General features: G+C 67.8%; 23 protein-coding genes. 19 read left to right on the top strand and 4 right to left on the bottom strand.

Going from position 1 to position 24,447, the window contains the following annotated elements; translation table 11 throughout:
- Nucleotides 1–123 precede the first annotated feature (123 nt).
- Nucleotides 124–912: an NAD kinase gene (locus tag ACZ9YD_RS08165; protein WP_465074628.1), complete on the top strand. Its 789-nt coding sequence runs from the start codon at nt 124–126 to the stop codon at nt 910–912.
- A gap of 6 nt (nt 913–918) precedes the next feature.
- On the opposite strand, the gene ACZ9YD_RS08160 is transcribed toward ACZ9YD_RS08165, so the two are convergent.
- Nucleotides 919–2,034 (bottom strand): alpha/beta fold hydrolase, encoded by a 1,116-nt coding sequence (locus ACZ9YD_RS08160; protein ID WP_465074627.1) that lies wholly within the window; start codon nt 2,032–2,034, stop codon nt 919–921.
- Between the two features lie 188 nt (nt 2,035–2,222).
- On the opposite strand from ACZ9YD_RS08160, the gene ACZ9YD_RS08155 reads away from it, so the two are divergent.
- From ACZ9YD_RS08155 to ACZ9YD_RS08105, 11 genes are all read left to right on the top strand, one after another.
- Nucleotides 2,223–3,128 carry a 5'-nucleotidase gene (locus tag ACZ9YD_RS08155; protein WP_465074626.1) on the top strand — a complete coding sequence of 302 codons (906 nt, stop codon included), beginning with the start codon at nt 2,223–2,225 and terminating at the stop codon, nt 3,126–3,128.
- A gap of 5 nt (nt 3,129–3,133) precedes the next feature.
- The gene (locus ACZ9YD_RS08150; protein ID WP_465074625.1) at nt 3,134–3,931 is read left to right on the top strand and encodes a spermine/spermidine synthase domain-containing protein; all 798 of its coding nucleotides are present in this window, start codon (nt 3,134–3,136) and stop codon (nt 3,929–3,931) included.
- A 294-nt stretch (nt 3,932–4,225) separates the two neighbouring features.
- Entirely contained in the window at nt 4,226–6,274 is a 2,049-nt protein-coding gene (locus ACZ9YD_RS08145; RefSeq protein ID WP_465074624.1) for a S9 family peptidase, read from the top strand.
- A 492-nt stretch (nt 6,275–6,766) separates the two neighbouring features.
- Nucleotides 6,767–7,216, top strand: a complete 450-nt coding sequence (locus ACZ9YD_RS08140; protein WP_232134830.1) for a PA2169 family four-helix-bundle protein — start codon at nt 6,767–6,769, stop codon at nt 7,214–7,216.
- Nucleotides 7,217–7,438: 222 nt separating this feature from the next.
- Entirely contained in the window at nt 7,439–8,734 is a 1,296-nt protein-coding gene (locus tag ACZ9YD_RS08135) for an MFS transporter (RefSeq protein WP_465074623.1), read from the top strand.
- Between the two features lie 30 nt (nt 8,735–8,764).
- Nucleotides 8,765–9,226: a DMT family transporter gene (locus ACZ9YD_RS08130; RefSeq protein ID WP_465074622.1), complete on the top strand. Its 462-nt coding sequence runs from the start codon at nt 8,765–8,767 to the stop codon at nt 9,224–9,226.
- 3 nt (nt 9,227–9,229) lie between these two features.
- On the top strand, nt 9,230–9,859 hold the full coding sequence (locus ACZ9YD_RS08125) for an HD domain-containing protein (protein WP_465074621.1): 630 nt from the start codon (nt 9,230–9,232) through the stop codon (nt 9,857–9,859).
- 106 nt (nt 9,860–9,965) lie between these two features.
- Nucleotides 9,966–10,331, top strand: a complete 366-nt coding sequence (locus tag ACZ9YD_RS08120; protein WP_465074620.1) for a DUF6164 family protein — start codon at nt 9,966–9,968, stop codon at nt 10,329–10,331.
- A 128-nt stretch (nt 10,332–10,459) separates the two neighbouring features.
- Nucleotides 10,460–10,675: a hypothetical protein gene (locus ACZ9YD_RS08115; protein WP_465074619.1), complete on the top strand. Its 216-nt coding sequence runs from the start codon at nt 10,460–10,462 to the stop codon at nt 10,673–10,675.
- Nucleotides 10,676–11,299: 624 nt separating this feature from the next.
- Nucleotides 11,300–12,049: a sulfurtransferase gene (locus ACZ9YD_RS08110; protein ID WP_465074618.1), complete on the top strand. Its 750-nt coding sequence runs from the start codon at nt 11,300–11,302 to the stop codon at nt 12,047–12,049.
- Nucleotides 12,046–12,267 (top strand): hypothetical protein, encoded by a 222-nt coding sequence (locus ACZ9YD_RS08105; RefSeq protein ID WP_465074617.1) that lies wholly within the window; start codon nt 12,046–12,048, stop codon nt 12,265–12,267. The genes ACZ9YD_RS08110 and ACZ9YD_RS08105 overlap by 4 nt, the downstream gene beginning before the upstream one ends.
- A 28-nt stretch (nt 12,268–12,295) precedes the next feature.
- Here the strand turns inward: ACZ9YD_RS08105 and ACZ9YD_RS08100 are convergent, their stop codons facing one another.
- Both ACZ9YD_RS08100 and ACZ9YD_RS08095 read right to left on the bottom strand, forming a co-directional pair.
- Nucleotides 12,296–13,051, bottom strand: a complete 756-nt coding sequence (locus ACZ9YD_RS08100) for a type 1 glutamine amidotransferase (RefSeq protein WP_465074616.1) — start codon at nt 13,049–13,051, stop codon at nt 12,296–12,298.
- A gap of 282 nt (nt 13,052–13,333) precedes the next feature.
- Nucleotides 13,334–15,190 carry a DEAD/DEAH box helicase gene (locus ACZ9YD_RS08095; RefSeq protein WP_465074615.1) on the bottom strand — a complete coding sequence of 619 codons (1,857 nt, stop codon included), beginning with the start codon at nt 15,188–15,190 and terminating at the stop codon, nt 13,334–13,336.
- A 210-nt stretch (nt 15,191–15,400) separates the two neighbouring features.
- Here ACZ9YD_RS08095 and ACZ9YD_RS08090 point away from each other — a divergent pair, with 210 nt between their 5' ends.
- The 4 genes from ACZ9YD_RS08090 to ACZ9YD_RS08075 all read left to right on the top strand — a co-directional run bounded on the left by ACZ9YD_RS08090 (nt 15,401) and on the right by ACZ9YD_RS08075 (nt 21,215).
- The gene (locus ACZ9YD_RS08090) at nt 15,401–16,075 is read left to right on the top strand and encodes a glutathione S-transferase (protein WP_465074614.1); all 675 of its coding nucleotides are present in this window, start codon (nt 15,401–15,403) and stop codon (nt 16,073–16,075) included.
- A complete protein-coding gene (locus ACZ9YD_RS08085; RefSeq protein WP_465074613.1) occupies nt 16,072–17,664 on the top strand; it encodes a protein adenylyltransferase SelO in 1,593 nt (530 codons plus the stop codon). The genes ACZ9YD_RS08090 and ACZ9YD_RS08085 overlap by 4 nt, the downstream gene beginning before the upstream one ends.
- A gap of 275 nt (nt 17,665–17,939) precedes the next feature.
- Nucleotides 17,940–19,826, top strand: coding sequence for an ATP-binding cassette domain-containing protein (locus tag ACZ9YD_RS08080; protein ID WP_465074612.1), 1,887 nt, complete (start codon nt 17,940–17,942; stop codon nt 19,824–19,826).
- Nucleotides 19,827–19,865: 39 nt separating this feature from the next.
- Nucleotides 19,866–21,215 carry an aminodeoxychorismate synthase component I gene (locus ACZ9YD_RS08075; RefSeq protein WP_465074611.1) on the top strand — a complete coding sequence of 450 codons (1,350 nt, stop codon included), beginning with the start codon at nt 19,866–19,868 and terminating at the stop codon, nt 21,213–21,215.
- Nucleotides 21,216–21,232: 17 nt separating this feature from the next.
- On the opposite strand, the gene ACZ9YD_RS08070 is transcribed toward ACZ9YD_RS08075, so the two are convergent.
- A complete protein-coding gene (locus ACZ9YD_RS08070) occupies nt 21,233–21,568 on the bottom strand; it encodes a hypothetical protein (protein WP_465074610.1) in 336 nt (111 codons plus the stop codon).
- Between the two features lie 132 nt (nt 21,569–21,700).
- Between ACZ9YD_RS08070 and mltG the strand changes: the two genes are divergently transcribed.
- The 3 genes from mltG to ACZ9YD_RS08055 are packed head-to-tail and all read left to right on the top strand — an operon-like array spanning nt 21,701 to nt 24,446.
- On the top strand, nt 21,701–22,879 hold the full coding sequence (gene mltG, locus ACZ9YD_RS08065) for an endolytic transglycosylase MltG (protein WP_465074609.1): 1,179 nt from the start codon (nt 21,701–21,703) through the stop codon (nt 22,877–22,879).
- Entirely contained in the window at nt 22,876–23,517 is a 642-nt protein-coding gene (gene tmk, locus ACZ9YD_RS08060; protein ID WP_465074608.1) for a dTMP kinase, read from the top strand. The genes mltG and tmk overlap by 4 nt, the downstream gene beginning before the upstream one ends.
- A complete protein-coding gene (locus ACZ9YD_RS08055; RefSeq protein ID WP_465074607.1) occupies nt 23,514–24,446 on the top strand; it encodes a DNA polymerase III subunit delta' in 933 nt (310 codons plus the stop codon). The genes tmk and ACZ9YD_RS08055 overlap by 4 nt, the downstream gene beginning before the upstream one ends.
- Nucleotide 24,447: the final 1 nt, after the last annotated feature.

Raw genomic sequence — 24,447 nt, 5'->3', positions numbered from 1 at the left:
ACATCCGCTACTCCGATTCCGCCCGCATGCTGGGCGGGATCGGATGCGCATTCCCCCACGCGCGACATCCTGATACAGCGCCTGCGCTAAGCTGCGCGCCGACGTTCACGCACCGGCCTGCCGATGACCGCAACGCCCCGTATCGCTTTCATTGCCAGCCAGGCCGACGAGGCGCAACGCGCCCTGTCGGTGCTGACGGGCCTGCACGGGCAGTGCGATCCCGAAGCCGCCGACGTGCTGGTGCCGCTCGGCGGCGACGGTTTCATGCTGCAAACGCTGCATCGCCATGGACAGCTCGGCAAACCGGTCTACGGCATGAAGCTGGGGACCGTGGGTTTCCTGATGAATCACTACCGGCAGGACGATCCCGCGTCAGGCTCCGATCTGCTGGCGCGTATCGCGGCGGCCGAACCGGCCGTGCTGCGTCCGCTGGAAATGCGCACCGAAACCGAATCGGGTGCGACGGTCACCTCGCTCGCCTACAACGAGGTCGCGCTGCTCCGGCAGACGCGCCAGGCGGCGCATCTGCAGATCGATCTCAACGGCGTGACCCGCCTCGAGGAACTCGTCGCTGACGGCGTGATCCTGTCGACCGCGGCCGGCAGCACCGCCTACAACTTTTCTGCGCACGGGCCGATCCTGCCGCTCGGCGCGGGCGTGGTGGCATTGACGCCGATCGCGCCGTTCCGGCCACGTCGCTGGCGCGGCGCGATCCTGCGCGCGGAGACCGAAGTGCGCTTCCGCGTGCTCGACCCCTACAAGCGTCCGGTCAGCGTGACCGCCGATTCGCACGAAGTGCGCGATGTCGTCGAAGTCACGATCCGAGAATCCCGCGAGCGCACTGTGACCCTGCTGTTCGACGCCGAACACAACCTCGAAGAACGCATTCTCAGCGAACAGTTCGTGGTCTGAGCGGCGTCAGTCGACCAGCGCCGTGCCATCGCCCGCCGCCACCGCGAGCGGACGCACGCGCTGCACCAGCGTCATCAACGTGCGACCCGGTTCCTCGATCGGCGCGAAGTGCGCAGAGTGCTCGAACCACGCCGCATGTTTGAACGGCGCGTCCACGGCGGCGATCCAGTCGGCGACTGGTTGCGAGGGCGTGGTGAAGTCGTGCCGGCCGAGTAGCATCATCACCGGCGCCTGCACGCGCCGCAGCCCGCGGAAATCCACGCTGCGCCACTGGCCGAGAATGCGGTCGAGCGTCAGCGCGCTGCCGGCAGCAATCGCGCGTCGGTCCTCGGGCGTGTAATCGGGCGACAGCCGCTGCGCGCGGAAGTAGTAGTCGGAGTTGTCGCGATAGGCGCTGTGGCCGCCGTAATGGATGACCCATTTGCGCTGGGCGTCGATGCGACCGTTGCGCAGATCGGTGCCGGGGTAGGGCGCCAGCGTCTGAAGTTCGCGTACGGCGGTGTCGTTGCCTTCGGCGCGTGCGGCCTTGAGGACATGCGCGTAGCCGATGGTCTCGTCGGTCCAGGGATGAATGATCTGGCCGATGCCGACATAGGCGTGCAGCCATTCGGGTTTTTCCGCCAGCACGCGCATGCCGATCACGCTGCCCCAGCTGTGACCGACCAGGATCACCTTGCGCTTGCCGTAGGTCGTGCGCAGCCAGTCGATCAGTTCGATCGCGTCAGCGACATATCGATCGATCGCGATCGTCGGCGCGACCGCATCCGCGTCGTTCGCGCGCAGCGTGCGCCCGGCCGCGCGCTGGTCCCATTGCACCACGGTGAAATAATCCTCCCAGGGCTTCTGGAAGGTCCACGAGGCCGGCATCATCGGCGCCGCGGGGCCGCCATGGACGTAGAGCAGAATCGGATTCGCGCGATCCATGCCGCGCACCGTGATCACCTGGTCGATGCCGCCGATCCGCACGGTGTGCGTTTCCTGCACGCCGGTCGGCGCGACGATGCGCTGCAGCTCGCCGACGATGCCTCGGGCTTCCGCGTTGGGATCGTCATCCGGCGGAACGGCGCCCGCATACAGCGGCAACGCGAACAGGGCGAGGGCACACAGGCGGACGAGGGACATGGCGCATTCCTTGTAATGCGGACTGCGATCCACGCTGCGCCTGCGCATGGATGCGGCCCAGTGCCGTTGGTCAGGGCCCGTACGCCGGGATCGCGCATAATTCACGCAGGCTCTTCCGGCCGCTTCACGGTTTACGCACCCTCGACGCGTCGCCGGATACCGCCGCCCCCATCGACCTGCGATCCGCCATGCCCGATCTGTCCGTCCCCACGCTCACCGTCGCGATCACCACGCGCGCCCTGTTCGATCTCGAGGACAGCCATGCCGTGTTCGAGGCCGAAGGTATCGAGGCCTACGCCGAGCACCAGCGTGCCCACGAGGACGATGTCCTCGAGCCGGGCATCGCGTTTCCGCTGGTGCGCAAGCTGCTGGCCCTGAACATCGACGCGCCGCCCGACGCGCCGCACGTCGAAGTCATCCTGCTGTCGCGCAATTCGGCCGATAGCGGGTTGCGGATCTTCAACTCGATCCAGCACCACAACCTGGGCATCACCCGCGCGACGTTCACCTCCGGCGAGCCCACCTGGCCTTACATCAAGCCGTTCGGTACCCAGCTGTTCCTGTCCGCCAATCCCGACTCGGTGCGGCGCGCACTGGAGAATGGCATCGCTGCCGCGACGATCATCCCGGCGCGCGCACCGGCGCATCGCAACGACCAGTTGCGGATCGCATTCGACGGCGACGCGGTGATCTTCGGCGACGAAGGCGAACGTCTCTCCCAGGAGAGTGGCCTCGACGCATTCCACAAGCACGAGCGCGACCGCGCGCGTGAGGAAATGACCGGTGGCCCGTTCCGCGGCTTCCTCGCTGCGCTGCACGACCTGCAGGCCGCGTATCCGGCCGGCAAGGACGCACCGATCCGCACCGCGCTGGTCACTGCACGCTCGGCGCCTGCGCACGAACGCGTGATCCGCACGCTCCGCGCCTGGGGCGTGCGTCTGGACGAAGCGCTGTTCCTCGGCGGACGGCCGAAGGGCCCGTTCCTCGACGCATTCGGCGCCGACATCTTCTTCGACGACTCACAGCACAATATCGATTCCGCACGCCCGCACGTCGCCGCCGGCCATGTGCCGCACGGCTGGTCGAACCGCTGAGCACGATGACGGATACGAAGGGACGCGGCCTGCTCGGTCGCTGGATGGACCGCTTGCGCGGCGGCGGCTCCGGCCCACGCAAGCCCTACGTGCGCGAGCACGAGGGCTTCGTGTCGCTGCAGTTCGTGCGCCGGCAGACCCAGAGTCGCATGGTCGGCAACGATCCCGACCGGCTGCTGATCGACTACACCCGCACCATGTTTGCCGCGCTGCTGTGGCGGCCTGCGCCGGCGGTGCTCGGCATGGTCGGCCTGGGGGGCGGCTCGCAGGCGAAGTTCGCCTACCGGCAGCTGCCGGGCACACGCATCGAAGCGGTCGAGAACAATCCGCACGTGGTCGCCTTGCGCGGCGCGTTCGGCATTCCGGACGACGATGCGCGGCTGTCGGTGGTCGTCGATGACGGCGTGCGTTTCGTTGCCGAGTGCCGCGGCCGTTTCGATGTGCTGCTGGTCGACGGCTACGACGAACACGGCATTCCTGCGGAATTGTCCACGCAGGCGTTCTACGACGCCTGCCGCGATGCGCTGACTGCATCCGGCGTCATGGCCTGCAACCTCTATGTGCGTGATCCTGAAACGCACCTAGAGAAACTGCGCGCTGCGTTCGGTGCCGATCACGTGCTGGTCGTCGACGAACCGAAGATGAGCAATCGAGTCGCATTCGCCTGGCGTGGTGCGTTGCCCGCACTCGATGCCGAGGCGCTGACGACGCGCGTGCCGATTCCGGTGCGGTCGTTGTTGCCAGAAGTGTTCCCGCGGATCGCGGTGCGGATGGTGCGGCATCGGACGGTAACGGGGCGGTAGAACAAGGCGCGTGGCACCTGCAGTCACTGGTGTCCAACTGGAAGTGCACGCACGGTTGGCGCGCGAATATGGGTCCCAGCTTTCGCTGGGACGACGAGCTTGGAGCGATTACCCCAGCATCGTCGCCCCAGCGAAAGCTGAGGCCTATTTTGATTTCAGCTCTGTTCTCAGCGATGTCGTGAGTCGAAAGGTAGGCGGCTTGTCGGATGCCGTCAGCGCGCCCGCGACATTGCACCCCTGTCCATTCCCCTGCAAAGTCGCCCGTCGACTGCAATCGTTCACGGGGAACACCGAATGCACACATGGATCAGGACACTCGCCTGCGCGCTCGTGCTGGCCACCGGCGCGCCGCTCGCGGGCGCGGCCACGACGACGGGCGGCATGACGCTCGAACAGGTCGCGCAGACGCGCGCGGTCACCCAGGCGCAGATCAGTCCGGACGGTCAGGAGGTCGCGTACATCCTGTCGGTGCCGCGCACGCTGGGCGTCGATCCCGATGGTCCGGCGCGGACCGAGCTGCACGTCGTCGATCGCAACCACAACAGCCGCGGCTTCATCACCGGCAAGGTGGATGTGGCATCGCCGCGCTGGCTGCCCGATGGTCAGCGCGTGGCGTATCTGTCCAAGCGCGAGGGTGACGAGACCCGCGGCCTGTATACGATTCCGCTGCGTGGCGGCGAGTCGACCCGCGTGGCGAAGCTCGCTGGCGACATCTCCAGCTACGACCTCTCGCCTGACGGTCGCCGCGCCGCGTTGCTGTCCGCGCAGCGCGAGAGCGACGCGCGCAAGGCGCTGCGCGACCAGGGCTTCTCGCAGAAGGTGTACGAGGAAGACTGGCGCCCGGTCGAGCTGTGGGTCGCCGAGCTTGGCAGCGAGGCCGAGCCACGCCGCATCGCCATCGAAGGCAGTGTGCAGGCGGTGCGATGGAGCCCCGCCGGCGATCGCCTGGCCGTGGTGGTCACACCGCGCCAGCTGACCGACGACACCATGGTCGAAGCGCGCGTGCGCATCTATTCGGTCGAAGGACGCGAGCTGGGCCGTGTCGACAATCCCGGCAAGCTCGGCGACATGGCCTGGAGCCCGGACGGCGCGCATCTGGCGATCATTTCCGCCGAAGACAAGAACGATCCCAGCGAAGGCCGCCTGACCGTGGTCGGTCGCGACGGCGGTGTGCAGCGCGATCTGCTGCCCGGCCTCGAAGGCCACGTGCGTGGCGTCGCCTGGCGCGACGCGACGACGCTGGTGTTCCTCAGCCACGAAGGTGTGCAGAGCCGGATCGGCGAGATCCAGGTCGATGGCGGCAATCCGCGCACCGTGCTGGCTGCAGGCGGTGCGGTGCACATGGGCCTGAGCGTGTCGCCACGCGGCGACATCGCCCTGGTCGGTAGCGATCCCACCCATCCGTCCGAAGTGTTCCATCTGGCGTCGGGCGCGAGCGAAGCGCGCCGGCTGACCGACAGCAATCCGTGGCTCAAGGATGTGCGTCTCGCGCGTCAGGAAGTCGTGCGCTACACCGCGCGTGACGGGCTCGAACTCGAAGGACTGCTCGTGCATCCATTGGAGCGCCGCGGCAACGCGCGCGTGCCGTTGATCCTGGTCGTGCACGGCGGTCCGGAGTCACATTTCTCCAACGCCTGGCTCAACGGCTATTCGCAGCCGGCGCAGGTCGCGGCCGCACAGGGTTTCGCGTCGTTTTTTCCGAACTACCGCTCGAGCACCGGCCGCGGCGTCGCGTTCTCCAAGCTCGGTCATGGACGTCCGGGCATGGAGGAGTTCGATGATGTCGTCGACGGCGTCGATCATCTGGTCGAGACCGGCCTGGTGGATCGCGACAAGGTGGGCATCACCGGCGGCTCCTATGGTGGCTACGCGAGTGCCTGGGGCGCGACGTATTACAGCGAACGCTTCGCGGCCTCGGTGATGTTCGTCGGCATCTCCGACCAGGCGAGCCTGGTCACCACCGGCGACATCCCGTACGAGCAGTACAACGTGCACATGCAGACCTGGCCGTGGGAAAGCCCGGAGATGTACCGCCAGACCAGCCCGATCACGCATGCGCAGAAATCGCGCACGCCGACGCTGATCCTGCATGGCGAAGCCGATCCGCGCGTGCCGGTGATGCAGTCCTACATGATGTACCGCTACCTGCAGCTGGCGGGGCAGGCGCCGGTGCGGCTGGTGCTGTATCCGGGCGAGGGCCACGGCAACAGCCGCGGCGCATCGCGGTACGACTATTCGCTGCGCCTGATGCAGTGGATGACGCACTACCTCACGGGTCCGGGCGGCGAGCCGCCCGCATACGAGATCGACTACGCATTGCCGGAGCAGGGCGCCAAGCGCTGAGTTCCGATCGAATCGATGCGCACGAAGCCGCGCCGGTCTCCGGCGCAGGTTTTTTTTTTCGCCAACTTGGTAGGCCACAAACGCTAGACCCGTCATCCCGACAGCTTTCAACAGACGCACATCTGGTCAAGTTGGGACCCATTTTGATCGTCAGATCCCGGGGGCTCGTTGGACAGGCAGCGCGTAGCGACACTCAACATCGCGGTCCGAAGCCCGTAGGCGAACGGATCAGCGAGAGCTCCGCGCGGAATCGCCTGTATCACGTGACTCGGAGCATTCAGCATCACCGGCTTCACCGCGTGGAGTACGCCCTGCATTCACGCCACCGTCGCCCGCGCGTCACGCCTCTTTGCCCACCGCGTCGATACCTTGCATCCCATCGATCCGCGCTACCGCTCCCCGGTCGCGCACCGCGACACCGGCCTTGTCCGGCAGGCGCATGGACGATGCGGCAGCAATACGCCGTCCCCTGATTCCCCAATGGAGAACCCCATGTCCAACAAGACCGCGCACACGCTCAACGACCTCATCGCCATTGCCCGCGACGGCAAGGACTTCTACGAAGAAGCCGCGCAGAAGGTCGACGATGCCGAGCTGAAGACGCTGTTCGCGCGCATCGCCACCACCAAGTCGCAGATCGTCAGCGAGCTCAGCGCCGCCGTGCAGGCCGCGGGCGGCAAGCCGGAAGATTCCGGTACGTTTGTCGGCAGCATGCAGCAGATGTACGGCAAGGTCCGTGCGACGTTGGGTGACAAGGAATACGGCTACGTGGCCGAGCTCGAAGAGTCTGAAGACCGTCTGCTCGAAGCGTTCGACGAAGCTTCGCGCGATGCCGACACACCGCCGGCCGCCCGCGACGTCGTCGTGCGTCTGCTTCCGGAAGTGCGTGCCTGTCACGACGTGATGCGCACCCGCAAGCTCGCGATGAAGAACGCGCACTGATCCAGCCGTACGTTCTCGTGTGATCCGAAGGGCCGGTCGATGACCGGCCCTTTTTTCGGTTGTTCTCTCTCGAGGGTGCGTGCGTGTCCTGCGTTTGGGCGTTGGAATTCTCGCGCTTCGAAGATCCGGACCCGCGGATAAATACGACAGGTTGCGCACGCAACGGTCGAGGAACCGCTGCCCGACTGGCAGAATCGCAGTTCCCCCGTTTCGCGCATTCCGATGACCGCATCCGTCGCCACCGCGCCCGCCAAGGGCCGCGTGTTGTTCGCCAGCCTGATCGGCACGACGATCGAGTTCTTCGATTTCTACATCTACGCGACCGCCGCGGTGCTGGTCTTTCCGAAGCTGTTCTTCCCGTCCGCCGATCCCGCATCGGCCACGCTGCAGTCGCTGGCGACGTTCGCGCTTGCGTTCTTCGCGCGCCCGATCGGTTCGGCGGTGTTCGGCCATTACGGCGATCGCGTCGGCCGCAAGGCGACGCTGGTCGCGGCCCTGCTGACGATGGGCATCTCGACGGTTCTGATCGGCCTGCTGCCGACCCACGCGCAGATCGGTGTCGCCGCGCCGCTGTTGCTCGCGCTGTGCCGGTTCGGGCAAGGACTGGGTCTGGGCGGCGAGTGGGGCGGGGCGGTGCTGTTGGCGACGGAGAACGCACCGCCCGGCAAGCGCGCCTGGTACGGCATGTTTCCGCAACTCGGCGCGCCGCTCGGCTTCTTCCTGTCGACGGCGATCTTCCTCGCGCTGACCGAGGTCATGACCGATGACGCGTTCTTCGCCTGGGGCTGGCGCATTCCATTTCTGGCCAGCGCGGTGCTTGTGCTCGTCGGCCTCTGGGTGCGGCTGCGCATCACGGAGACCCCGGATTTCCAGAAAGTGCTCGACAAGGGCGCGCGGGTGCGTCTGCCGATGCAGGAGGTACTGGTCAACCAGTGGCGCGGTGTCGTCGCCGGCACGCTGCTGGCGCTGGCGACGTTCGTGCTGTTCTATCTGATGACGGTGTTCGCGCTGAGCTGGGGCACCTCGCAACTCGGCTATTCGCGCGAGCACTTCCTGATGCTGCAGCTCGCCGGCGTGGTCTGCTTCGCGGCGACGATTCCGATTTCCGCGCTGTACGCCGACCGCTTCGGCCGCCGCCGCGCGATGTTGATCGCCAGCGCCGGCATCGTGGTGTTCGGTCTGTGCTTCGCACCACTGTTCGTCGCCGACAGCCATGTCGCCACGCTCGCGTTCCTGATGATCGGGCTTGGACTGATGGGCCTGACCTACGGCCCGGTCGGCACGCTGCTGGCCGAACAGTTCCCCACCGCCGTGCGCTACACCGGCGCATCGCTCGCGTTCAATCTGGCCGGCATCTTCGGCGCATCGCTGGCGCCGTATATCGCGACGTGGCTGGGTGAGCGGCACGGCCTGGCATCCGTGGGCTGGTATCTCGCGGGCGCCGCTGTCATCAGCTTCATCGCGCTGTGGACGCTGCCCCGCGACGGCACGCCGGGCGTTCCGCCGGCCCGGCGCTAGACTGTTGCGCCAACCGCCGTGGAGTCGCGCATGCATCACTGGCTGCTGCTGAGCATCGTCGTCGCCGTTCTGGTGGGGATGCTGTTGCCGCTGCAGGCGCTGCTCAATGCGCGCGTCGGCGCGCTGACGCAGGGCGCGTTGTTCGCGTCGTTCCTGTCGTTCGCGGTAGGCACGCTGGCGCTCGGTCTCGTGCTGCTGGTCACGCGCACGCCGTTGCCGTCGATGCGCACGCTGACGACCTTTCCGCCGTGGCTCTGGTGCGGTGGGCTGATCGGCGCGGTGTTCGTGTTCTGCGGCACGCTGCTGGTGCCGCGGCTCGGCGCGGCCGGGATGATCTGCCTGATCGTGGCAGGGCAACTGGTGGGCTCGCTGTTGCTCGATCACCACGGCGTACTCGCGCAGCCGCGCCCGGTCGATGCGGTGCGTCTGTGCGGCGCTGTGCTGGTCGGCATCGGCGCGCTGCTGGTCGTGCGCCCCTGGCAGGCGGGGTGAGTCATGTCGAATCCAGAGACCACCGTGTTTCCACTGCCGTCAGAGATGCAGGCCTCGCTTGAATCCGCCTACGCCACACCGCCGAGGGCGTATCACAACTTCGGTCACATCGAGACCCTGCTGCGGCATTTCGACGAAGTCGCGGCGCGTGACGGCTGGGCGCGGCCGGTTGAAGTGCGGCTGGCGATCCTCTATCACGATGCGATCTACGACGCGCGCGCGGGCGACAACGAAGCGCGTTCGGCGGAGCTGGCGGTCGAGTCCATCGCCCGTTGGCTGCCCGATGCCGGCATCGACGCCGGGCGTGTGGCCGACCTGATCCGTCTGACCGCGCGTCACGGCCAGCTGTCGGCGGACGACTTCGCCGACGATCCGCAGCCCGATGACGCGCGCCGGTTCCTCGACTGCGACATGGCGATCCTGGCCGCCGACGATGTCGCGTTCGATGCGTACGATCGCGGCATCGCGGCCGAGTACCGGCATGTGCCGCGCTGGCTGTATGCGGTGAACCGCCGGCGATTCCTGAAATCGCTGCTCGCCCGACCGCGGATCTATCTCGATGACGGCTTCCACGCGCGGCTCGACGCGCAGGCACGTCACAACCTGCGGCGCGCAGTGACGACCAAGCGCTGAGCGCCGCGTTCTCTGGGATGTCGCGCGCGACGGGCGCGACGGGCTCGACGGCCCGACCATCGCGCGCAAGCGCGCTCACACGGGGCCATGCCGCTATCATCGGCACATGGCAAAGCTCCTCCTTAATCTGCGTTACGTCCCCGACGACGAAGCGGCCGATGTGTGCGCGTTCCTCGACGAGGCCGGCATCCCCTGGTACCAGTCCCGTCCGAGCCCGTTCGGCATCTCGCTCGGCGGGATCTGGCTGCGCGAGAACGACGATCTGCCGCGCGCGAAAGCGCTGATGGCCGAGTACCAGACCGAACGCCAGAAGAAGGCGAAAGCGGCGCAATCGCAGGCCGAGCGTGACGGCACCGCCGAGACGTTTGGCGACGTCGTGCGCAACGATCCGAAGCGCGTTGTGCTGATCGTGATCGCGATTGTGTGTCTGATCGGCCTGATGGCAGTGCCTGGCTACATGCTGTCGCGCTGAGTCGCGTTGGCCGTCTGCGTCCGCGTCACTACGAAGCAACGATTGCCACGCGAGACTGCGTGCCTGTCCGTTACCGATCGCGTCGGCCTCATGTCGCCGGGCGAGAGCGGGCAACCGGAGTCGAGCCTATGACCACGCCCAACGACCGCGCGCACCCCAAGCCGAAGACAAAACCGTGGACCCGGCCGAACCCGAAGCCGCGCGCCGCACGTGAACCGCTGACCGACGCGCAAAAGGCACGCGCACATCAGCGCGCCGACGAAGCCGGCCGCCGCTATCCGAATCTGGTCGACAACATGTGGGCCAGCAGCCACCTCGCGAAAGACGGGTCGCCGAAGGCGTAGCGGCTGAACGTTCGTGCGCGATTGCGCGCAGACGCGCGCGACCGCCGCCAGGACGGAGGATGGGCCGCAGATCAGAAGCAGACTCCGCACCACGCAATGTCGGCGCGGGGATGTGGGGATCGACATTCGGCGGCCGAGGCGAATCGTCACGAGAGCGCGTGAAGCGCGCCCGCGCATGACCATCGGCACAGCCCGCGTGGGCTGACACCCTTGCTCAGGTCGACGGTTCCCCGCGCCGATGCGCCGCAGTCCCCGCCATCGCCCGCAGAGTCCATGCGCTCGCGCCGCACACCATCGCAGACCCTGTTCGCCGCGCTGACCGTCTTGATTGCCGCATTCGCTGCACTCGCCGCGGTGCCAGCGTTTGCCTAGCGCGAGATCCGCTTCGAGGCTGCTGAGGCAAGCGTGAGCAGAACCCTGGTGCTGGCGAAGTGGCTAAAGGTGGCACACGCGGGGGCGCGTTCGCGCGCATCAATGCCGGCAGCCAGGGTGCGCTGACGCGTGCGATCATCGCGGTCGGTGTGATGCCTCGACCCGAAGGTTCGCCCCCCACCCAACCTTCCCCGCATGCAAGGGAAAGCCTGGAAGTGGGGCCGAGGGGAGCCCCCCGCTACAATGCGCGCCATGATCGACAACCTCGCCGCCTACCACTTCGTCGCTATCGACGATCCCGCCGCCGTCGCGATGTGGCTGCACGCGTCGGCGGAAGCGGGAGGCCTGCGCGGCACGGTGCTGGTCGCGCCGGAGGGCATCAATCTGTTTCTCGCCGGCAGCGTCGATGCCATCGACACGCTGGTCGCGACCGTGCGCGGCGATGCGCGGTTCGCGATGCTGCAGGTCAAGCGCAGCCGCAGTGACGTGGTGCCGTTTGCGCGGCTCAAGGTCAAGGTCAAGCCGGAGATCATCAGCTTCCGAAAGCCGGAAGCGATGCCGCTCGGCGCACCGGCGCGCGCGCCCGAGGTGTTGCCCGGGACGCTGGCGCGCTGGATCGCGCAGGGTCATGACGATGTCGGCAGGCGTCTGGTGCTGCTGGACACGCGCAATCGTGAGGAGTTCGGCTTCGGCACGTTCACCGATGCGCTGACGTTGCCTATCGACAACTTCACCGAACTGCCCGACGCGCTGGCGCCGCACCGTGAGGCGCTGCGCGATGCGACCGTCGTGAGCTTCTGTACCGGCGGCATCCGTTGCGAGAAGGCCGCGCTGTGGATGCGCGCCGACGGCATGGACAACGTGCTGCAGCTCGACGGCGGCATCCTGGGTTACTTCGAACACGTCGGCGGGTTCGGATACGACGGACGCTGCTTCGTCTTCGACGACCGCGTCGCACTCGATCCGCAGCTGCGCCCGCTGCAGGGCGGCGTGCCCGCATGACCTGGTTCGGTTTCGTCCTCGTGATCCTCGGCATCTGGCTGGCCTTCAAGGTCGCCGGCGTGGTGCTGCGGCTGATCGTCACGGTACTGATCGTCATCGCTGCCTACTGGTGGCTCGCGCCCGTGTTCGGCTGGCCGACGCTGGGCGAGCTATTCCATGTGCTGGGGCCTGAAGTGCGCCTGCCGGACATGCCGATGCCGGAACTCAAGCTCCGGTAGTCCGTCCCGGAATTGCGCGCCGTGCGCCTCAGCCGAACTCGCGCGACGGCAGCACGAAGCGCCGGTCGGGACGGCCGACGAGATCGAGGAAATTGTTGAACACCGCCTCGGCCTGCGCCTGCATCGGGGCGATGTGCGTCTGCGTGAGGGCGCGGATCGCCGCGTCGTCGTGCGGCAGGCCGGAGGACGCGAGTTCGTCGCGATACGCGGGCGTCGCCAGCCAACGTTCGATCAGCGGCGGGTCCATTTCCAGATGGAACTGAAAGCCGTAGGCGTTGTCGCCGTAGCGAAAGGCCTGCTGTTCGCAGCTGTCGGTGCGTGCGAGATGCACCGCGGTCGAGGGCACTTCGAAATGCCGGCCGTGCCACTGGAACACCGGTGACGTGGCGCCTAGTGGGGCGAGTACGGGGTCGGCCTGGCCTGCCTCTGTCGTCAGCAGCGGATACCAGCCGATCTCTGGGCGCTCGATGCGCCGCACCGGCGCACCGAGGACATGCGCGAGCAGTTGCGCGCCCAGGCAGATACCGAGCACTGGCCGGCCGAGCTCGAGCATGCGTTCGATCGCACGCAACTCGGTGAGCAGATGCGGTCGCGACTCACGTTCCTCGACATTCATCGGCCCGCCCAGCACGACGAGGCCGCGATAGCGATCCACGCTCGGCTGCGCGCCTGGTTCGCGTTCGAAATTGACGAAGCGGATGCGATGCCCGCGCCGACGGATCAGCGGATCGAGCGTGCCCAGCGGTTCGGCGGCGACGTGCTGGAAGACGAGGATGCGGGACATGGGTCGATTCTAGTGGGCACGCTCGAGCGACGCCTCTACCGACTCGATAATCCAGCCGCCGCTTCGATGATCCAGCCGTCGCCTCGACAAGCCGGCCGTCGCCGGGCAATGGGCACCGTCATCCCAGCGGCTTTCAACAGACGCATGTCTGGTCGCGCCGGGATCCACTTTGATTTTGAGCTTCGTCGTGGAAGATCAAAATGGGCCCCAGCGTTCGCTGGGGCGACGAGCGTGAGGCAACCCGCACGTGCTCACGCTTCACAACTCACATTCTGAAACGTCTCAGCGCGGATCGCGACGCGGCGGCGGACCCTTGCGCGGGCCGCCCGGCTTGAAGCCGCCCGGCTTGTGACCCGCCGGCTTCGCACCGAAGGGACGCTTGGCGCGCGGCGGGGCCGCGGTCATGTCGGCGTCTTCGGCGCGGCGGATGCGGATCGGCTGGCCGCCGACACGCACCTTCTTCAGATGCTCCAGCAGCTCGCGCGGCATGCCTTCCGGCAGGTCGACCAGGCTGTAGTCGTCACGGATGTCGATGCGGCCGATGAACTTGCTCTCGAGGTCCGCTTCGTTGGCGATTGCGCCGACGATGTTGCCCGGCTGCACGCCGTGCACGTAGCCGACTTCGATGCGGAAGGTCTCCATGCCGACGTCCGGATCGCGCGGACCGGTGTCGGGACGCGGCGGACGCGCTTCGCGCGGCTCGCGGGCTTCACGCGGTTCGCGCGCAGTACGCGAGGCTTCGCGGCCACCCGGACGCTCGACGAACTCGCGCTCGAACGCGGGCTTGTCCGGCTTGCGCGGCGGCTCGAGCAGCAGCGGCGTGTCGCCCTGGACCACCTTGGCCAGCGCGGCGGCGATTTCGGCCGCCGGCACGTTGTGCTCGCGCTCGTAGCGTTCGATCAGCTCGCGGAACATGCCCAACTCGCTGCTGCCCAGCGCGGTGGTGATCTTCTCGAGGAACTTCGCGACGCGCGCTTCGTTGACGATGTCGACGCTCGGCAGCTGCATCTGCTCGATCTTCTGGCGCGTCGCGCGTTCGATCGCGCCGAGCATGCCGCGCTCGCGCGGGGCGACGAACAGGATCGCCTCGCCGCTGCGACCGGCGCGGCCGGTGCGGCCGATGCGGTGCACGTAGCTTTCGGTGTCGTAGGGAATGTCGTAATTCAGTACGTGGCTGATGCGGTCGACGTCCAGGCCGCGCGCGGCGACGTCGGTCGCCACCAGCACGTCGAGACGGCCGTCCTTGAGGTTCTGGATCGCACGCTCGCGCTGCTTCTGGTCGAGGTCACCGTTGATCGCGGCGGCCGACAGGCCCCGCGCCGACAGCTTCTGCGCCAGTTCCTCGGTCGCCAGCTTGGTGCGCGCGAAGATGATCATCGCGTCGAAGGGCTCGGCCTCGAGGATGCGGGTCAGCGCGTCGAGCTTGTTGACGCCGCTGACCATCCAGTAGCGCTGGCGGATGTTGGCGGCCGTCGTCGTGGTCGCCTTGATCGCGATCTCGACGGGATTCTTCAGATAGGTCTGGGCGATGCGCTTGATCTGGCTCGGCATCGTCGCGGAGAACAGCGCGACCTGACGCGTTTCCGGCGTCTTCTTCAGCACGGCCTCGACGTCGTCGATGAAGCCCATGCGCAGCATCTCGTCGGCTTCGTCGAGCACCAGGGCGCGCAGTTCGGACAGATCCAGCGAGCCGCGCTCGAGGTGGTCGATCACGCGGCCGGGCGTACCGACGATCACCTGCACGCCGCGCTTCAGCGCGCTCAGCTGTTGGGCATAGCCCTGGCCGCCGTAGATCGGCAGCACGTGGAAGCCGGGCATGAAGGCCGCGTACTTCTGGAACGCTTCAGCAACCTGGATCGCCAGTTCGCGCGTCGGCGCGAGCACCAGCGCCTGCGGCTTGCGCTGCGCGGGATCGATGCGCGCCAGCACGGGCAGCGCGAATGCGGCCGTCTTGCCGGTACCGGTCTGCGCCTGGCCCAGCAGATCGCGGCCTTCGAGCAGTGGCGGAATGGTCGCGGCCTGGATGGGCGAGGGCGACTCGTAACCGACCGCGGTCAGTGCGCGCAGCAGGGTCTCGGGCAGAGCGAGATCGGTGAACTTGGGGGTCTCGGCAGCGGTGATGGGCGACTCGGCGCTCATGATTCGGTCTCTTAGCGCCGGCGCAGCCGGACGGGGAACCGCATAGTGTAGCGGGCGGGTCGCGATGCCGCAGTCGCGTGGCCAGGGATTCTGAAGCGCCGATGGCTGGCGTTCACCTGCGGGAACGCCAGCGGAAGATCGTGCGCCCCGGTGCTTCGGTCCAGGCGATGCCGCCCCCATCATGGCGGGATTCCGCACCGAGTCGTCTCCATGATCCGCGTACACCACTTGAACAACTCGCGCTCGCAGCGTGTGCTCTGGTTGCTGGAAGAACTCGGCCAACCTTATGAAGTGGTGCGCTACGCCCGCGATCCCAGGACCATGCTGGCGCCGCAGGCGCTGCGTGACGTGCATCCGCTGGGCAAGTCGCCGGTGGTCGAGATGGACGGGCGTCGCCTGGTCGAGTCGGGCGCGATCATCGAGGCGCTGGTGGAGCGCTTCGATCCCGATCACGCGCTGTCGCCGGCCCCGGACGACGAGGACGAGCGCCTGCGCTATCGCCAGTGGCTGCACTACGCCGAAGGCTCCGCGATGCCGCCGCTGCTGCTGTCGCTGGTGTTCGGGCGTCTGCGCTCCGCGCCGATGCCGTTTTTCGTGAAGCCCATCGCCCGCGGCATCGCCGACAAGGCGATGCAGAGCTTTATCGGTCCGCAGCTGCAGACGCATCTGGAATACGTCGAGCGCGAGCTCGGTGCCTACCAGTGGTTCGCCAGCGACCGTTTCACCGCGGCCGACATCCAGATGAGCTTTCCGCTGGAGGCTGCCGTGGTGCGTGCGGCCGATCGCGTCGGGCCGAACATCCGACGCTTCGTGGAGCGCATCCATGCGCGGCCGGCCTATCAGCGTGCGCTGGAAGCAGGCGGTCCGTTCGAGCTGGGACGATGACCGAGGCCGCCCCGGCGTCCGTGCCGCTCGCGCATTCGCTGACGTTCGACAACCGATTCGTCCGCTCGCTGCCGGGTGATGCCGAAACCGGCGCACGGCGGCGGCAGGTCGAGGGCGCGCTGTGGTCGCCGGTGCTGCCGACGGCGGTTGCGTCGCCCCGCGTGCTGGCGTATTCCGCGGAAATGGCGGACGCGCTCGGTTTCGATGCGGACACGGTCGCGTCGCCGGAATTCGCTGCGGTGTTCGGCGGCAACGCGCTGACGCCCGGCATGACGCCGTATGCCTCGAATTACGGTGGTCATCAGTTCGGCCACTGGGCCGGGCAGCTCGGCGACGGCCGCGCGATCACACTGGGTGAGGGCGTCGCCACCGACGGCCGACGCTGGGAGCTGCAGCTCAAGGGCGCCGGCCCGACGCCGTATTCGCGCACCGCCGACGGCCGTGCGGTGCTGCGTTCTTCCGTGCGCGAATTCCTGTGCAGCGAGGCCATGCATCATCTGGGCGTGCCGACGACGCGGGCGCTTTCACTGGTCGGTACCGGCGATGCCGTGGCCCGCGACATGTTTTATGACGGCAACGCCGCGCCCGAACCGGGCGCGATCGTGTGCCGGGTCGCGCCTTCCTTCATTCGCTTCGGTCACTTCGAACTGCCGTCCGCGCGTGGCGATACCGCGCTGTTGCGGCAGCTGGTGGAGTTCACCATCGCCCGCGATTTCCCGCATCTGACAGGCGGGGGCGAGGCGCTGTACGGCGACTGGTTCGCCGAAGTCTGCACGCGCACCGCGGCGATGATTGCCGGCTGGATGCGCGTCGGCTTCGTGCACGGCGTCATGAACACCGACAACATGTCGATTCTCGGATTGACGATCGACTACGGCCCCTACGGCTGGGTCGACGATTACGATCCGGACTGGACGCCGAACACTACCGATGCCCAGGGCCGACGCTACCGCTTCGGCTGGCAGCCGCGCGTGGCGCACTGGAATCTCGGGCGTCTGGCGCAGGCGCTGGCGCCGCTGTTCGGCGATGTCGCGCCGCTGCAGGCCGGTCTGGATGCCTACGCGGCGACGTATGCGCAGCTCGATCGCGAGACCATCGCCGCGAAACTCGGCCTGCCCGAATGCCGCGACGACGATGTCGAACGCATGCAGCGGCTGCATGGGCTGTTGCAGGCGGGTGAGGTCGACATGACGCTGTTCTTCCGCGGATTGGCGGATCTCGACGCCGAGGCACCGTCGTTGAAAATCGTGGCGAATGCGTTCTACGACGATGCGAAGCGCGCGCAGGTGCAGGACGAGTTCGACGCCTGGCTGGCTGCCTACGCTGCGCGCTTGCAGGAAGTAGGCGAGTCCAGCGACACGCGCCGTGCCCGGATGCACGCGGCCAATCCGCGCTTCGTGATGCGCAACTATCTCGCGCAGCAGGCGATCGACCGCGCCGAGGCCGGCGATCCGTCCGGCATCGTCGAACTGCTGGACGTCATGCGTCGGCCGTATGACCAACAACCCGGCCGCGAAGCGTTCGCCGGTAAGCGCCCGGACTGGGCGCGGACGAAGGCAGGGTGTTCGATGCTGTCGTGCAGTTCCTGAGAACGATTGGTTTCACCGAAGGTGGAACGCCTACGCCCCTCTCCTGGGGGAGAGGGGAGGGCCATCGGCGGATGCCGATGGCGGGGTGAGGGTCGGGCTTTCTCAGGGGGCCGCCTTTTTTCCGGTCGGCGAATTGCGCGTGCCCTCACCCCAACCCCTCTCCCGAAGGGAGAGGGGCTCGAAACACCGCGCGAGTTGAAGCGCAACACCGCGCAAGTCCACAGCCGTGGCTCCGAACCCGCATCCAAACCACGCCGACCCGCTAGAATGGCGGGATGCCTTTGATGACCTTGAATGACGTCGACTACAGCGTCGGCGGACCCTTGCTGCTGGACGGTGTCGAGCTTTCGATCGAACGCGGTGAGCGCATCGCGCTGATCGGCCGCAACGGCGCCGGCAAGTCCACCCTGATGCGCCTGATCGATGGCGAGCTCAAACCCGACGACGGCGAGATCCGCCGCGAGCAGGGCGTGCGCGTCACTCGGCTCGAGCAGGAAGTGCCTGCGGGCGCAGACGGCAGCGTGTACGACGTCGTCGCAGGCGGGCTTGGCGATGCCGGCGCGGCGCTGGCCGAATACCACCGCCTGTTGCACGCGGAGGATTACGACGCGCTCGCGGATGTACAGGCGCGGGTCGAGGCGCTCGATGGCTGGCGGATCGACCAGCGCGTGACCGAGGTGCTGGAGCGTCTGCAGCTCGACGGCGATGCGGCGTTCACCAAGCTCTCGGGCGGCATGAAACGTCGCGTGCTGCTGGCGCGCGCGGTCGTGTCGGCCCCCGACATCCTGCTGCTCGACGAGCCGACCAACCACCTCGACATCGCCGCGATCGACTGGCTCGAAGGCTTCCTCAAGCAGTGGCCCGGTGCGCTGGTGTTCGTGACCCATGACCGTCGCTTCCTGCGCGCACTCGCCACGCGGATCGTCGAGATCGAGCGCGGTGGGCTGACCAGCTGGCCCGGCGACTGGGACAACTACGTGCGTCGTCGCGAGGAGCGCCTGCACGCCGAAGCCCAGGAGCAACAGCGCTTCGACAAGATGCTGGCGCAGGAGGAAGTCTGGATCCGTCAGGGCATCAAGGCGCGCCGTGTCCGCGACGAAGGTCGCGTGCGGCGGCTCAAGGCGATGCGCCTGGAGCGCAGTCAGCGTCGTGACCTGACGGGCAACGTCCGCATGGCCGCCGCGTCAGCGAATGCGTCGGGCAAGAAGGTCGTCGAGATGCAGGACGTCTCGTTCTCGTTCGGCGAACGCACGCTGATCGAGAACTTCTCGACGACGATCTTCCGCGGCGACCGCATCGGCCTGATCGGCGCCAACGGCACCGGCAAGACCACGCTGCTGAAACTGCTGCTCGGTGAACTGCAGCCGCAGGCGGGCGAGGTCAAGACCGGCACCCAGCTGCAGATCGCCTACTTCGACCAGTACCGCGCGACATTGCGCGAGGACTGGAACGCGCTGGAGAACGTCGCCGAAGGCCAGGATTTCGTCGAGATCAATGGCACGCGCAAACACGTGATCGGCTATCTGCAGGATTTTCTGTTCACCCCCGAACGTGCGCGCGCGCCGATCACCCGGCTGTCGGGCGGCGAGCGCAACCGTCTGCTGCTGGCCAAGCTGTTCGCGCAACCGTCGAACCTGCTGGTGATGGACGAACCGACCAACGATCTCGACGTCGAGACGCTGGAACTGCTCGAAGAGCTGCTGGGCGACTATCCCGGCACGCTGCTGCTGGTTAGTCATGACCGCGACTTCCTCGACAACGTGGTGACCTCGACGCTGGTGATGGAAGGCGAGGGCCGCGTCGGCGAGTACATCGGCGGCTATGAGGACTGGCTGCGCCAGCGTCCGCAGCCGGGCGCTGCATTGCCGGGCACGACGCTCGCGCCGAAGGCCGCCGTCACCGCCGCGGCAACGGCTGCGCCGTTGACGCCGGCCCCGGTCGCCAAGCGCAAGCTCAGCTACAAGGATCAGCGCGAACTCGAACAGCTGCCGCTGCGCATCGAGCAGCTTGAGGGCGATATCGCGCGCATGACTGGTGAGATGAACACGCCCGCCTTCTACCAGCGCGACGCCGAGGCCATCGCCGCGCACGGGCAGCAGCTGCAGGACACGCAGACCGCACTCGATGCGGCCTACCTGCGCTGGACCGAACTCGACGCCTGATCGCTGCCGCCGCATCCGCGGCCCACTGGAAAAGTCGCCGTGCTGATCACCTGTCCGCTGCCTGCCGAGACCGACCTGCTGGCGCTGCAACGCGCGGCGCCCGCGCGTCACCCGCTACTGCTGCAATCGGTGGCGCACGGCACTGCGCATGCGCGCTGGGATCTGCTGCTGGCGACGGATGGCACGCGCCTGCAGCTGGATGTCGATGGCGTCACCCGGGATTCGGCGGGCACCAGCGTCGATGGCGATTTCCTAGCTGCGCTGGATGCCGCGTGGTCCGGCCTGCGCACGCCCCGCGAAGAACCGCGCTGGCCATTCCGAGGCGGCTGGGCGCTGTATCTGGGTTACGAACTGGCGGGGCAGGTCGAGCCGGTGCTGGATCTGCCGGCCGCGGTCGGTAGCTTGCCGGTCGCAGTGGCCTGGCGTTGCCCGGCTGCGGTATTGCGGGATCACGCGACCGGCGAATGCATCGCCGTTGCCGAGGCCGGCGCCGATGCGTTGCTCGCCGAGCTCGTCGCGGCTGCAGGCGCCACGGTCGCGTCCCCGCCGTCGTGGCATCCGCCGGAAACGCTCGATGAAGACGCGCCTGCGCGTTTCACCGACGGCGTGCGCCGGGTGCTCGACTACCTCGCGGCCGGCGATGTGTTCCAGGCGAATCTGTCGCGCGGCTGGGCGGCTCGTTTCGATGGCGCGCTTGCTCCTGCCGACCTGTACGCACGCCTGCGCGAACACAATCCCGCGCCGTTCGCCGGCCTGCTGCAGGGCGACGGCTGGGCGGTGGCGAGTGCGTCGCCGGAACGGCTGGTGTCCGTGCGCGGCGATCTGGTGGAAACGCGCCCGATCGCCGGCACCCGCGCACGCTTTGACGGCGACGACGATGTCGCGCGCGTGCAGGAGCTCGTCGGGCATCCGAAGGAACGCGCCGAGCACGTGATGCTGGTCGATCTCGAACGCAATGACCTGGGGCGCGTCTGCGTGCCCGGCAGTGTGGAAGTCGACGAACTGATGTGCGTGGAGAGCTACGCGCACGTGCACCACATCGTCAGCAACGTCCGCGGTCGCCTGCGCGCCGACGCGACGCCAGGCCGCACGATCGCCGCGGTGTTCCCCGGCGGCACGATCACCGGCTGTCCCAAGGTGCGCTGCATGCAGATCATCGCCGAGCTCGAAGGGCAGGGCCGCGGCGCCTATACCGGCGCGATGGGCTGGCTCAATCGCGACGGCGATCTCGATCTCAATATCCTGATCCGCAGCGCGGAAGTCGAAGGCGATGTCGCACGCTTCCGGACCGGCGCGGGCATCGTCGCCGACTCCGATCCGGACCGCGAACTCGAAGAGACACGGGCCAAGGCCCGCGGCACGCTGCGGGCGCTCGGTTTCTCCGGCTGATCCGCGCGCAGACGGCGTCAGTCGATCCGCGCCATCGCGCGCAGCCGCGGTTCGCCTTGGCCGACGCCTTCCGGGTCGGTCCGCAGGCCGTTTTCGTAACCGCCGCCGCTGCCCGAATACAGCAGCCACACCGGGCTCTCGTTGCGCAGCACGTCGAGCGCGTTGTGGAAATCGTCGAGGTGGTAATGCAGTGACGGCGCGGTGGCCTGGATGGCGTCATCGGGCAGCGCCTCGCCGTTGGCGTGGAAGACCAACTGGCCGATCGAGCCGCTGTCGCCGTGCAGCCAGATGCGCGGCGGGTAACGGTTGGCCGAATACATCACCTGGTAGCCGGTGATCCGGGTCTGCTGCATGGCGTGCTCCGCATGGATGTGCCGTGTCTCTCACTGACGGTGTACGCCGCACGCACCGGCCATGCCTTGCATGGTCTTCCGCCGGCCACGGTATCCTGCACCCCCCTCCCGCATCGACGGCCTACGCCGCCCATGACCGAATCCGCACCGCCACGTCCCCGTCGCCGCATCGGCAAGATCCTGCTGGGCGGGCTCGTGATCGTCGCGCTGCTGGCCGCTCTCACCGCCTGGTTCCTGCATGCGCGCTACAGCCGCTTCGCGGATGCGCCGCTGGCCGGCCTGTCGTCCGACGGCACGCTGGTGGTCGCACGTGGCGATTCGTTCCAGCGCGTGCTCGGTCGCCTGCGCGAGGCCGGCGCGGTGGAGGGACACGAACTCGAATGGCGCCTGCTGGCGCGCGAGCTGGGCGCCGATGCACGGATACAGGTCGGCGAATATCCGCTCGACCCGGCCACCACGCCGCGTGATCTGCTGGTACGCATGCGCGACGGCAAGGTCATCCATCACCGCTTCACCATCGTCGAAGGCTGGAACATCCGCGAGCTGCGCGCCGCGCTCGGTCGCGCGACGCCGCTGGTGCAGACGCTGCAGGACATCGACGACGCCGCGCTGATGGAGGCGCTCGGCAAGGCCGGCGTGCATCCCGAAGGCCGCTTCCTGCCCGAGACCTATCTCTACACCACCGGCGACAGCGACGTGGACCTGTTGCGCCGCGCGAACACCGCGCTGGAACTCGCGGTCGATCGCGCCTGGGAATCGCGCGCGGACGGTCTGGAACTGCAGGACCGTGAGCAGGTGCTGGTACTGGCCTCGATCATCGAGAAGGAAACCGGCATCGCCGAAGAGCGCCCTGCAATCTCGGGGGTGTTCAATCGTCGCCTGAAGGTCGGCATGCGAATGCAGACCGATCCCACCGTGATCTACGGCATGGGGATGGCCTACGACGGCAACATCCGCCGCAGCGATCTGCAGACCGACACGCCCTACAACACCTACACCCGCGACGGCCTACCGCCGACGCCGATCGCGATGGCCGGTGCCGCCGCGATCCAGGCCGCCACGCATCCCGAAGACGGCGATGCGCTGTATTTCGTCGCAGTCGGCGACGGCAGCGGCCGTCATGTGTTCTCGCCGACCTACGCGGCGCACAACGTCGCGGTACGCGAGTACGTGCGCCGCTACCGTTCGAAGTTCGGCACCGGCGACGCCAGCAGCGGCAACGCGGCGGAAGCGGCCGCGGGCGGTGAAGCCGCGCCGCCGAACGAAGTGGAAGTCGAAGCCGCCACCGGCGCAGCGGAAGGCGACGAGTGAGCGCACTCCGTACGTTTCCGCGCTTCGTGACCATCGAAGGCGGCGAGGGCGCCGGCAAGACCACGGTGCTGCGCGCCCTGCGCGATGCGCTGGCGGCAGACGGCGATGAGGTGGTGTGCACGCGCGAGCCCGGCGGCACGCCGCTGGCGGAGCTGATCCGCGGGCTGTTGCTCGATCCCGGCCACGAACCCGCACGCCCGGACACCGAGCTGCTGCTGATGTTTGCCGCGCGTACCCAGCATGTGCAAGAGACGATCCTGCCCGCGCTCGAACGCGGCGCCTGGGTGATCAGCGACCGCTTCACCGATTCCAGCTACGCCTACCAGGGCGGCGGGCGCGGTATCGATCCGGCGCGCATCGCCGCGCTCGAAACCGTGCACGTCGGTATCGCACCTGCGATCACGTTGCTGCTCGATCTCGGCGTGGCCCAGGGGCGCGAACGCGCGCGTGGACGCGATGCGTTTCCCGATCGTATCGAGGCCGAACAGGATGCATTCTTCGAACGCGTGCGCAGCGCATTTCTGGCGCGCGCGCAGGCCGAGCCGCAACGCATCCGCATCATCGATGCGACGCGTAGCGCCGATGTCGTCGCCGCCGACGCGGTGCACGCGCTGCATGCGGCGCGGGCTGCGGCATGAGCGCGCAACCCGCATTCGCGCCGTGGCAGGCGCGCATCCATGACCAGGTGCGCAGCGCGCTTGACAGCGGTCGGCTCGGCCATGCGCTGCTGTTATGCGGACCGGCGCGCCTCGGCAAGCGCGCGGTCGCCGATGCACTGGCCGCGCACGTGCTCGGCCTCGATCGCGAAGTCCGCAGCGCGCAACTGCTTGCGGCCGGCACGCATCCCGATTTCCACAGCGTCTCGTTCGTGCCGACCAAGGACGGCACCAAGCTGCGCACCGAGATCGTCATCGACCAGATCCGCGAGCTGTCGGCCAAACTGTCGCTGACGCCGCAGTACGGCAGCGCGCAGGTCGCGATCGTCGATCCGGCCGACTCGGTCAACACGTCCGCCTGCAATGCATTGCTCAAGACGCTGGAAGAACCGCAGCCGGGGCGTCACCTGTGGCTGGTCGCGGCCAATCCGCTGCGCTTGCCGGCAACGATCCGCAGCCGCTGCCAGCGCATCGAGTTCCGCCTGCCGCCGCGCGAGGAAGCGCTGGCCTGGCTCGCAGGGCGTGGCCATCGCGAGACCGACGCGGTCGAAGCGCTGGACGCCGCGCGCGGTCATCCCGGCCTCGCCGCCGAATGGCTCGACGGTGGCGGCATGGCGTTGCGTCGCGAGGTCGCCAAGGATCTCGCCGGTGTGGCGAAGGGCGATCTGCCGGTCGTCGCCACCGCGCAGCGCTGGGCCAATGGCGACGATGCGGCCGAACGCGTTGCGCACGCCGCCGATCTCGCGCTCGCGCGCGCATCCGGCTTGACCGATGTCACGGGAATCGGGAAGCTGGCCGCGTGGTTCGACGCTGCCAACCGCACGCGTGATCTTCTGAGAGCCACAGTACGCGCCGATCTCGCCATTGCCGAGCTGCTGCTGGCCTGGCGTGGCACCGTCGCCCGCAACTGAC

The organism is Luteimonas sp. AC640a, from assembly GCF_979256585.1.
Note: the sequence above shows the minus strand (reverse complement) of the source record. Positions and strands in the feature narration are given on the sequence as shown.

Coding starts and splice junctions, on each gene's coding strand:
- ACZ9YD_RS08165 (WP_465074628.1), top strand. CDS start 124: ATGACCGCAACGCCCCGTATCGCTTTCATTGCCAGCCAGGCCGACGAG.
- ACZ9YD_RS08160 (WP_465074627.1), bottom strand. CDS start 2,034: ATGTCCCTCGTCCGCCTGTGTGCCCTCGCCCTGTTCGCGTTGCCGCTG.
- ACZ9YD_RS08155 (WP_465074626.1), top strand. CDS start 2,223: ATGCCCGATCTGTCCGTCCCCACGCTCACCGTCGCGATCACCACGCGC.
- ACZ9YD_RS08150 (WP_465074625.1), top strand. CDS start 3,134: ATGACGGATACGAAGGGACGCGGCCTGCTCGGTCGCTGGATGGACCGC.
- ACZ9YD_RS08145 (WP_465074624.1), top strand. CDS start 4,226: ATGCACACATGGATCAGGACACTCGCCTGCGCGCTCGTGCTGGCCACC.
- ACZ9YD_RS08140 (WP_232134830.1), top strand. CDS start 6,767: ATGTCCAACAAGACCGCGCACACGCTCAACGACCTCATCGCCATTGCC.
- ACZ9YD_RS08135 (WP_465074623.1), top strand. CDS start 7,439: ATGACCGCATCCGTCGCCACCGCGCCCGCCAAGGGCCGCGTGTTGTTC.
- ACZ9YD_RS08130 (WP_465074622.1), top strand. CDS start 8,765: ATGCATCACTGGCTGCTGCTGAGCATCGTCGTCGCCGTTCTGGTGGGG.
- ACZ9YD_RS08125 (WP_465074621.1), top strand. CDS start 9,230: ATGTCGAATCCAGAGACCACCGTGTTTCCACTGCCGTCAGAGATGCAG.
- ACZ9YD_RS08120 (WP_465074620.1), top strand. CDS start 9,966: ATGGCAAAGCTCCTCCTTAATCTGCGTTACGTCCCCGACGACGAAGCG.
- ACZ9YD_RS08115 (WP_465074619.1), top strand. CDS start 10,460: ATGACCACGCCCAACGACCGCGCGCACCCCAAGCCGAAGACAAAACCG.
- ACZ9YD_RS08110 (WP_465074618.1), top strand. CDS start 11,300: ATGATCGACAACCTCGCCGCCTACCACTTCGTCGCTATCGACGATCCC.
- ACZ9YD_RS08105 (WP_465074617.1), top strand. CDS start 12,046: ATGACCTGGTTCGGTTTCGTCCTCGTGATCCTCGGCATCTGGCTGGCC.
- ACZ9YD_RS08100 (WP_465074616.1), bottom strand. CDS start 13,051: ATGTCCCGCATCCTCGTCTTCCAGCACGTCGCCGCCGAACCGCTGGGC.
- ACZ9YD_RS08095 (WP_465074615.1), bottom strand. CDS start 15,190: ATGAGCGCCGAGTCGCCCATCACCGCTGCCGAGACCCCCAAGTTCACC.
- ACZ9YD_RS08090 (WP_465074614.1), top strand. CDS start 15,401: ATGATCCGCGTACACCACTTGAACAACTCGCGCTCGCAGCGTGTGCTC.
- ACZ9YD_RS08085 (WP_465074613.1), top strand. CDS start 16,072: ATGACCGAGGCCGCCCCGGCGTCCGTGCCGCTCGCGCATTCGCTGACG.
- ACZ9YD_RS08080 (WP_465074612.1), top strand. CDS start 17,940: ATGCCTTTGATGACCTTGAATGACGTCGACTACAGCGTCGGCGGACCC.
- ACZ9YD_RS08070 (WP_465074610.1), bottom strand. CDS start 21,568: ATGCAGCAGACCCGGATCACCGGCTACCAGGTGATGTATTCGGCCAAC.
- mltG (WP_465074609.1), top strand. CDS start 21,701: ATGACCGAATCCGCACCGCCACGTCCCCGTCGCCGCATCGGCAAGATC.
- ACZ9YD_RS08055 (WP_465074607.1), top strand. CDS start 23,514: ATGAGCGCGCAACCCGCATTCGCGCCGTGGCAGGCGCGCATCCATGAC.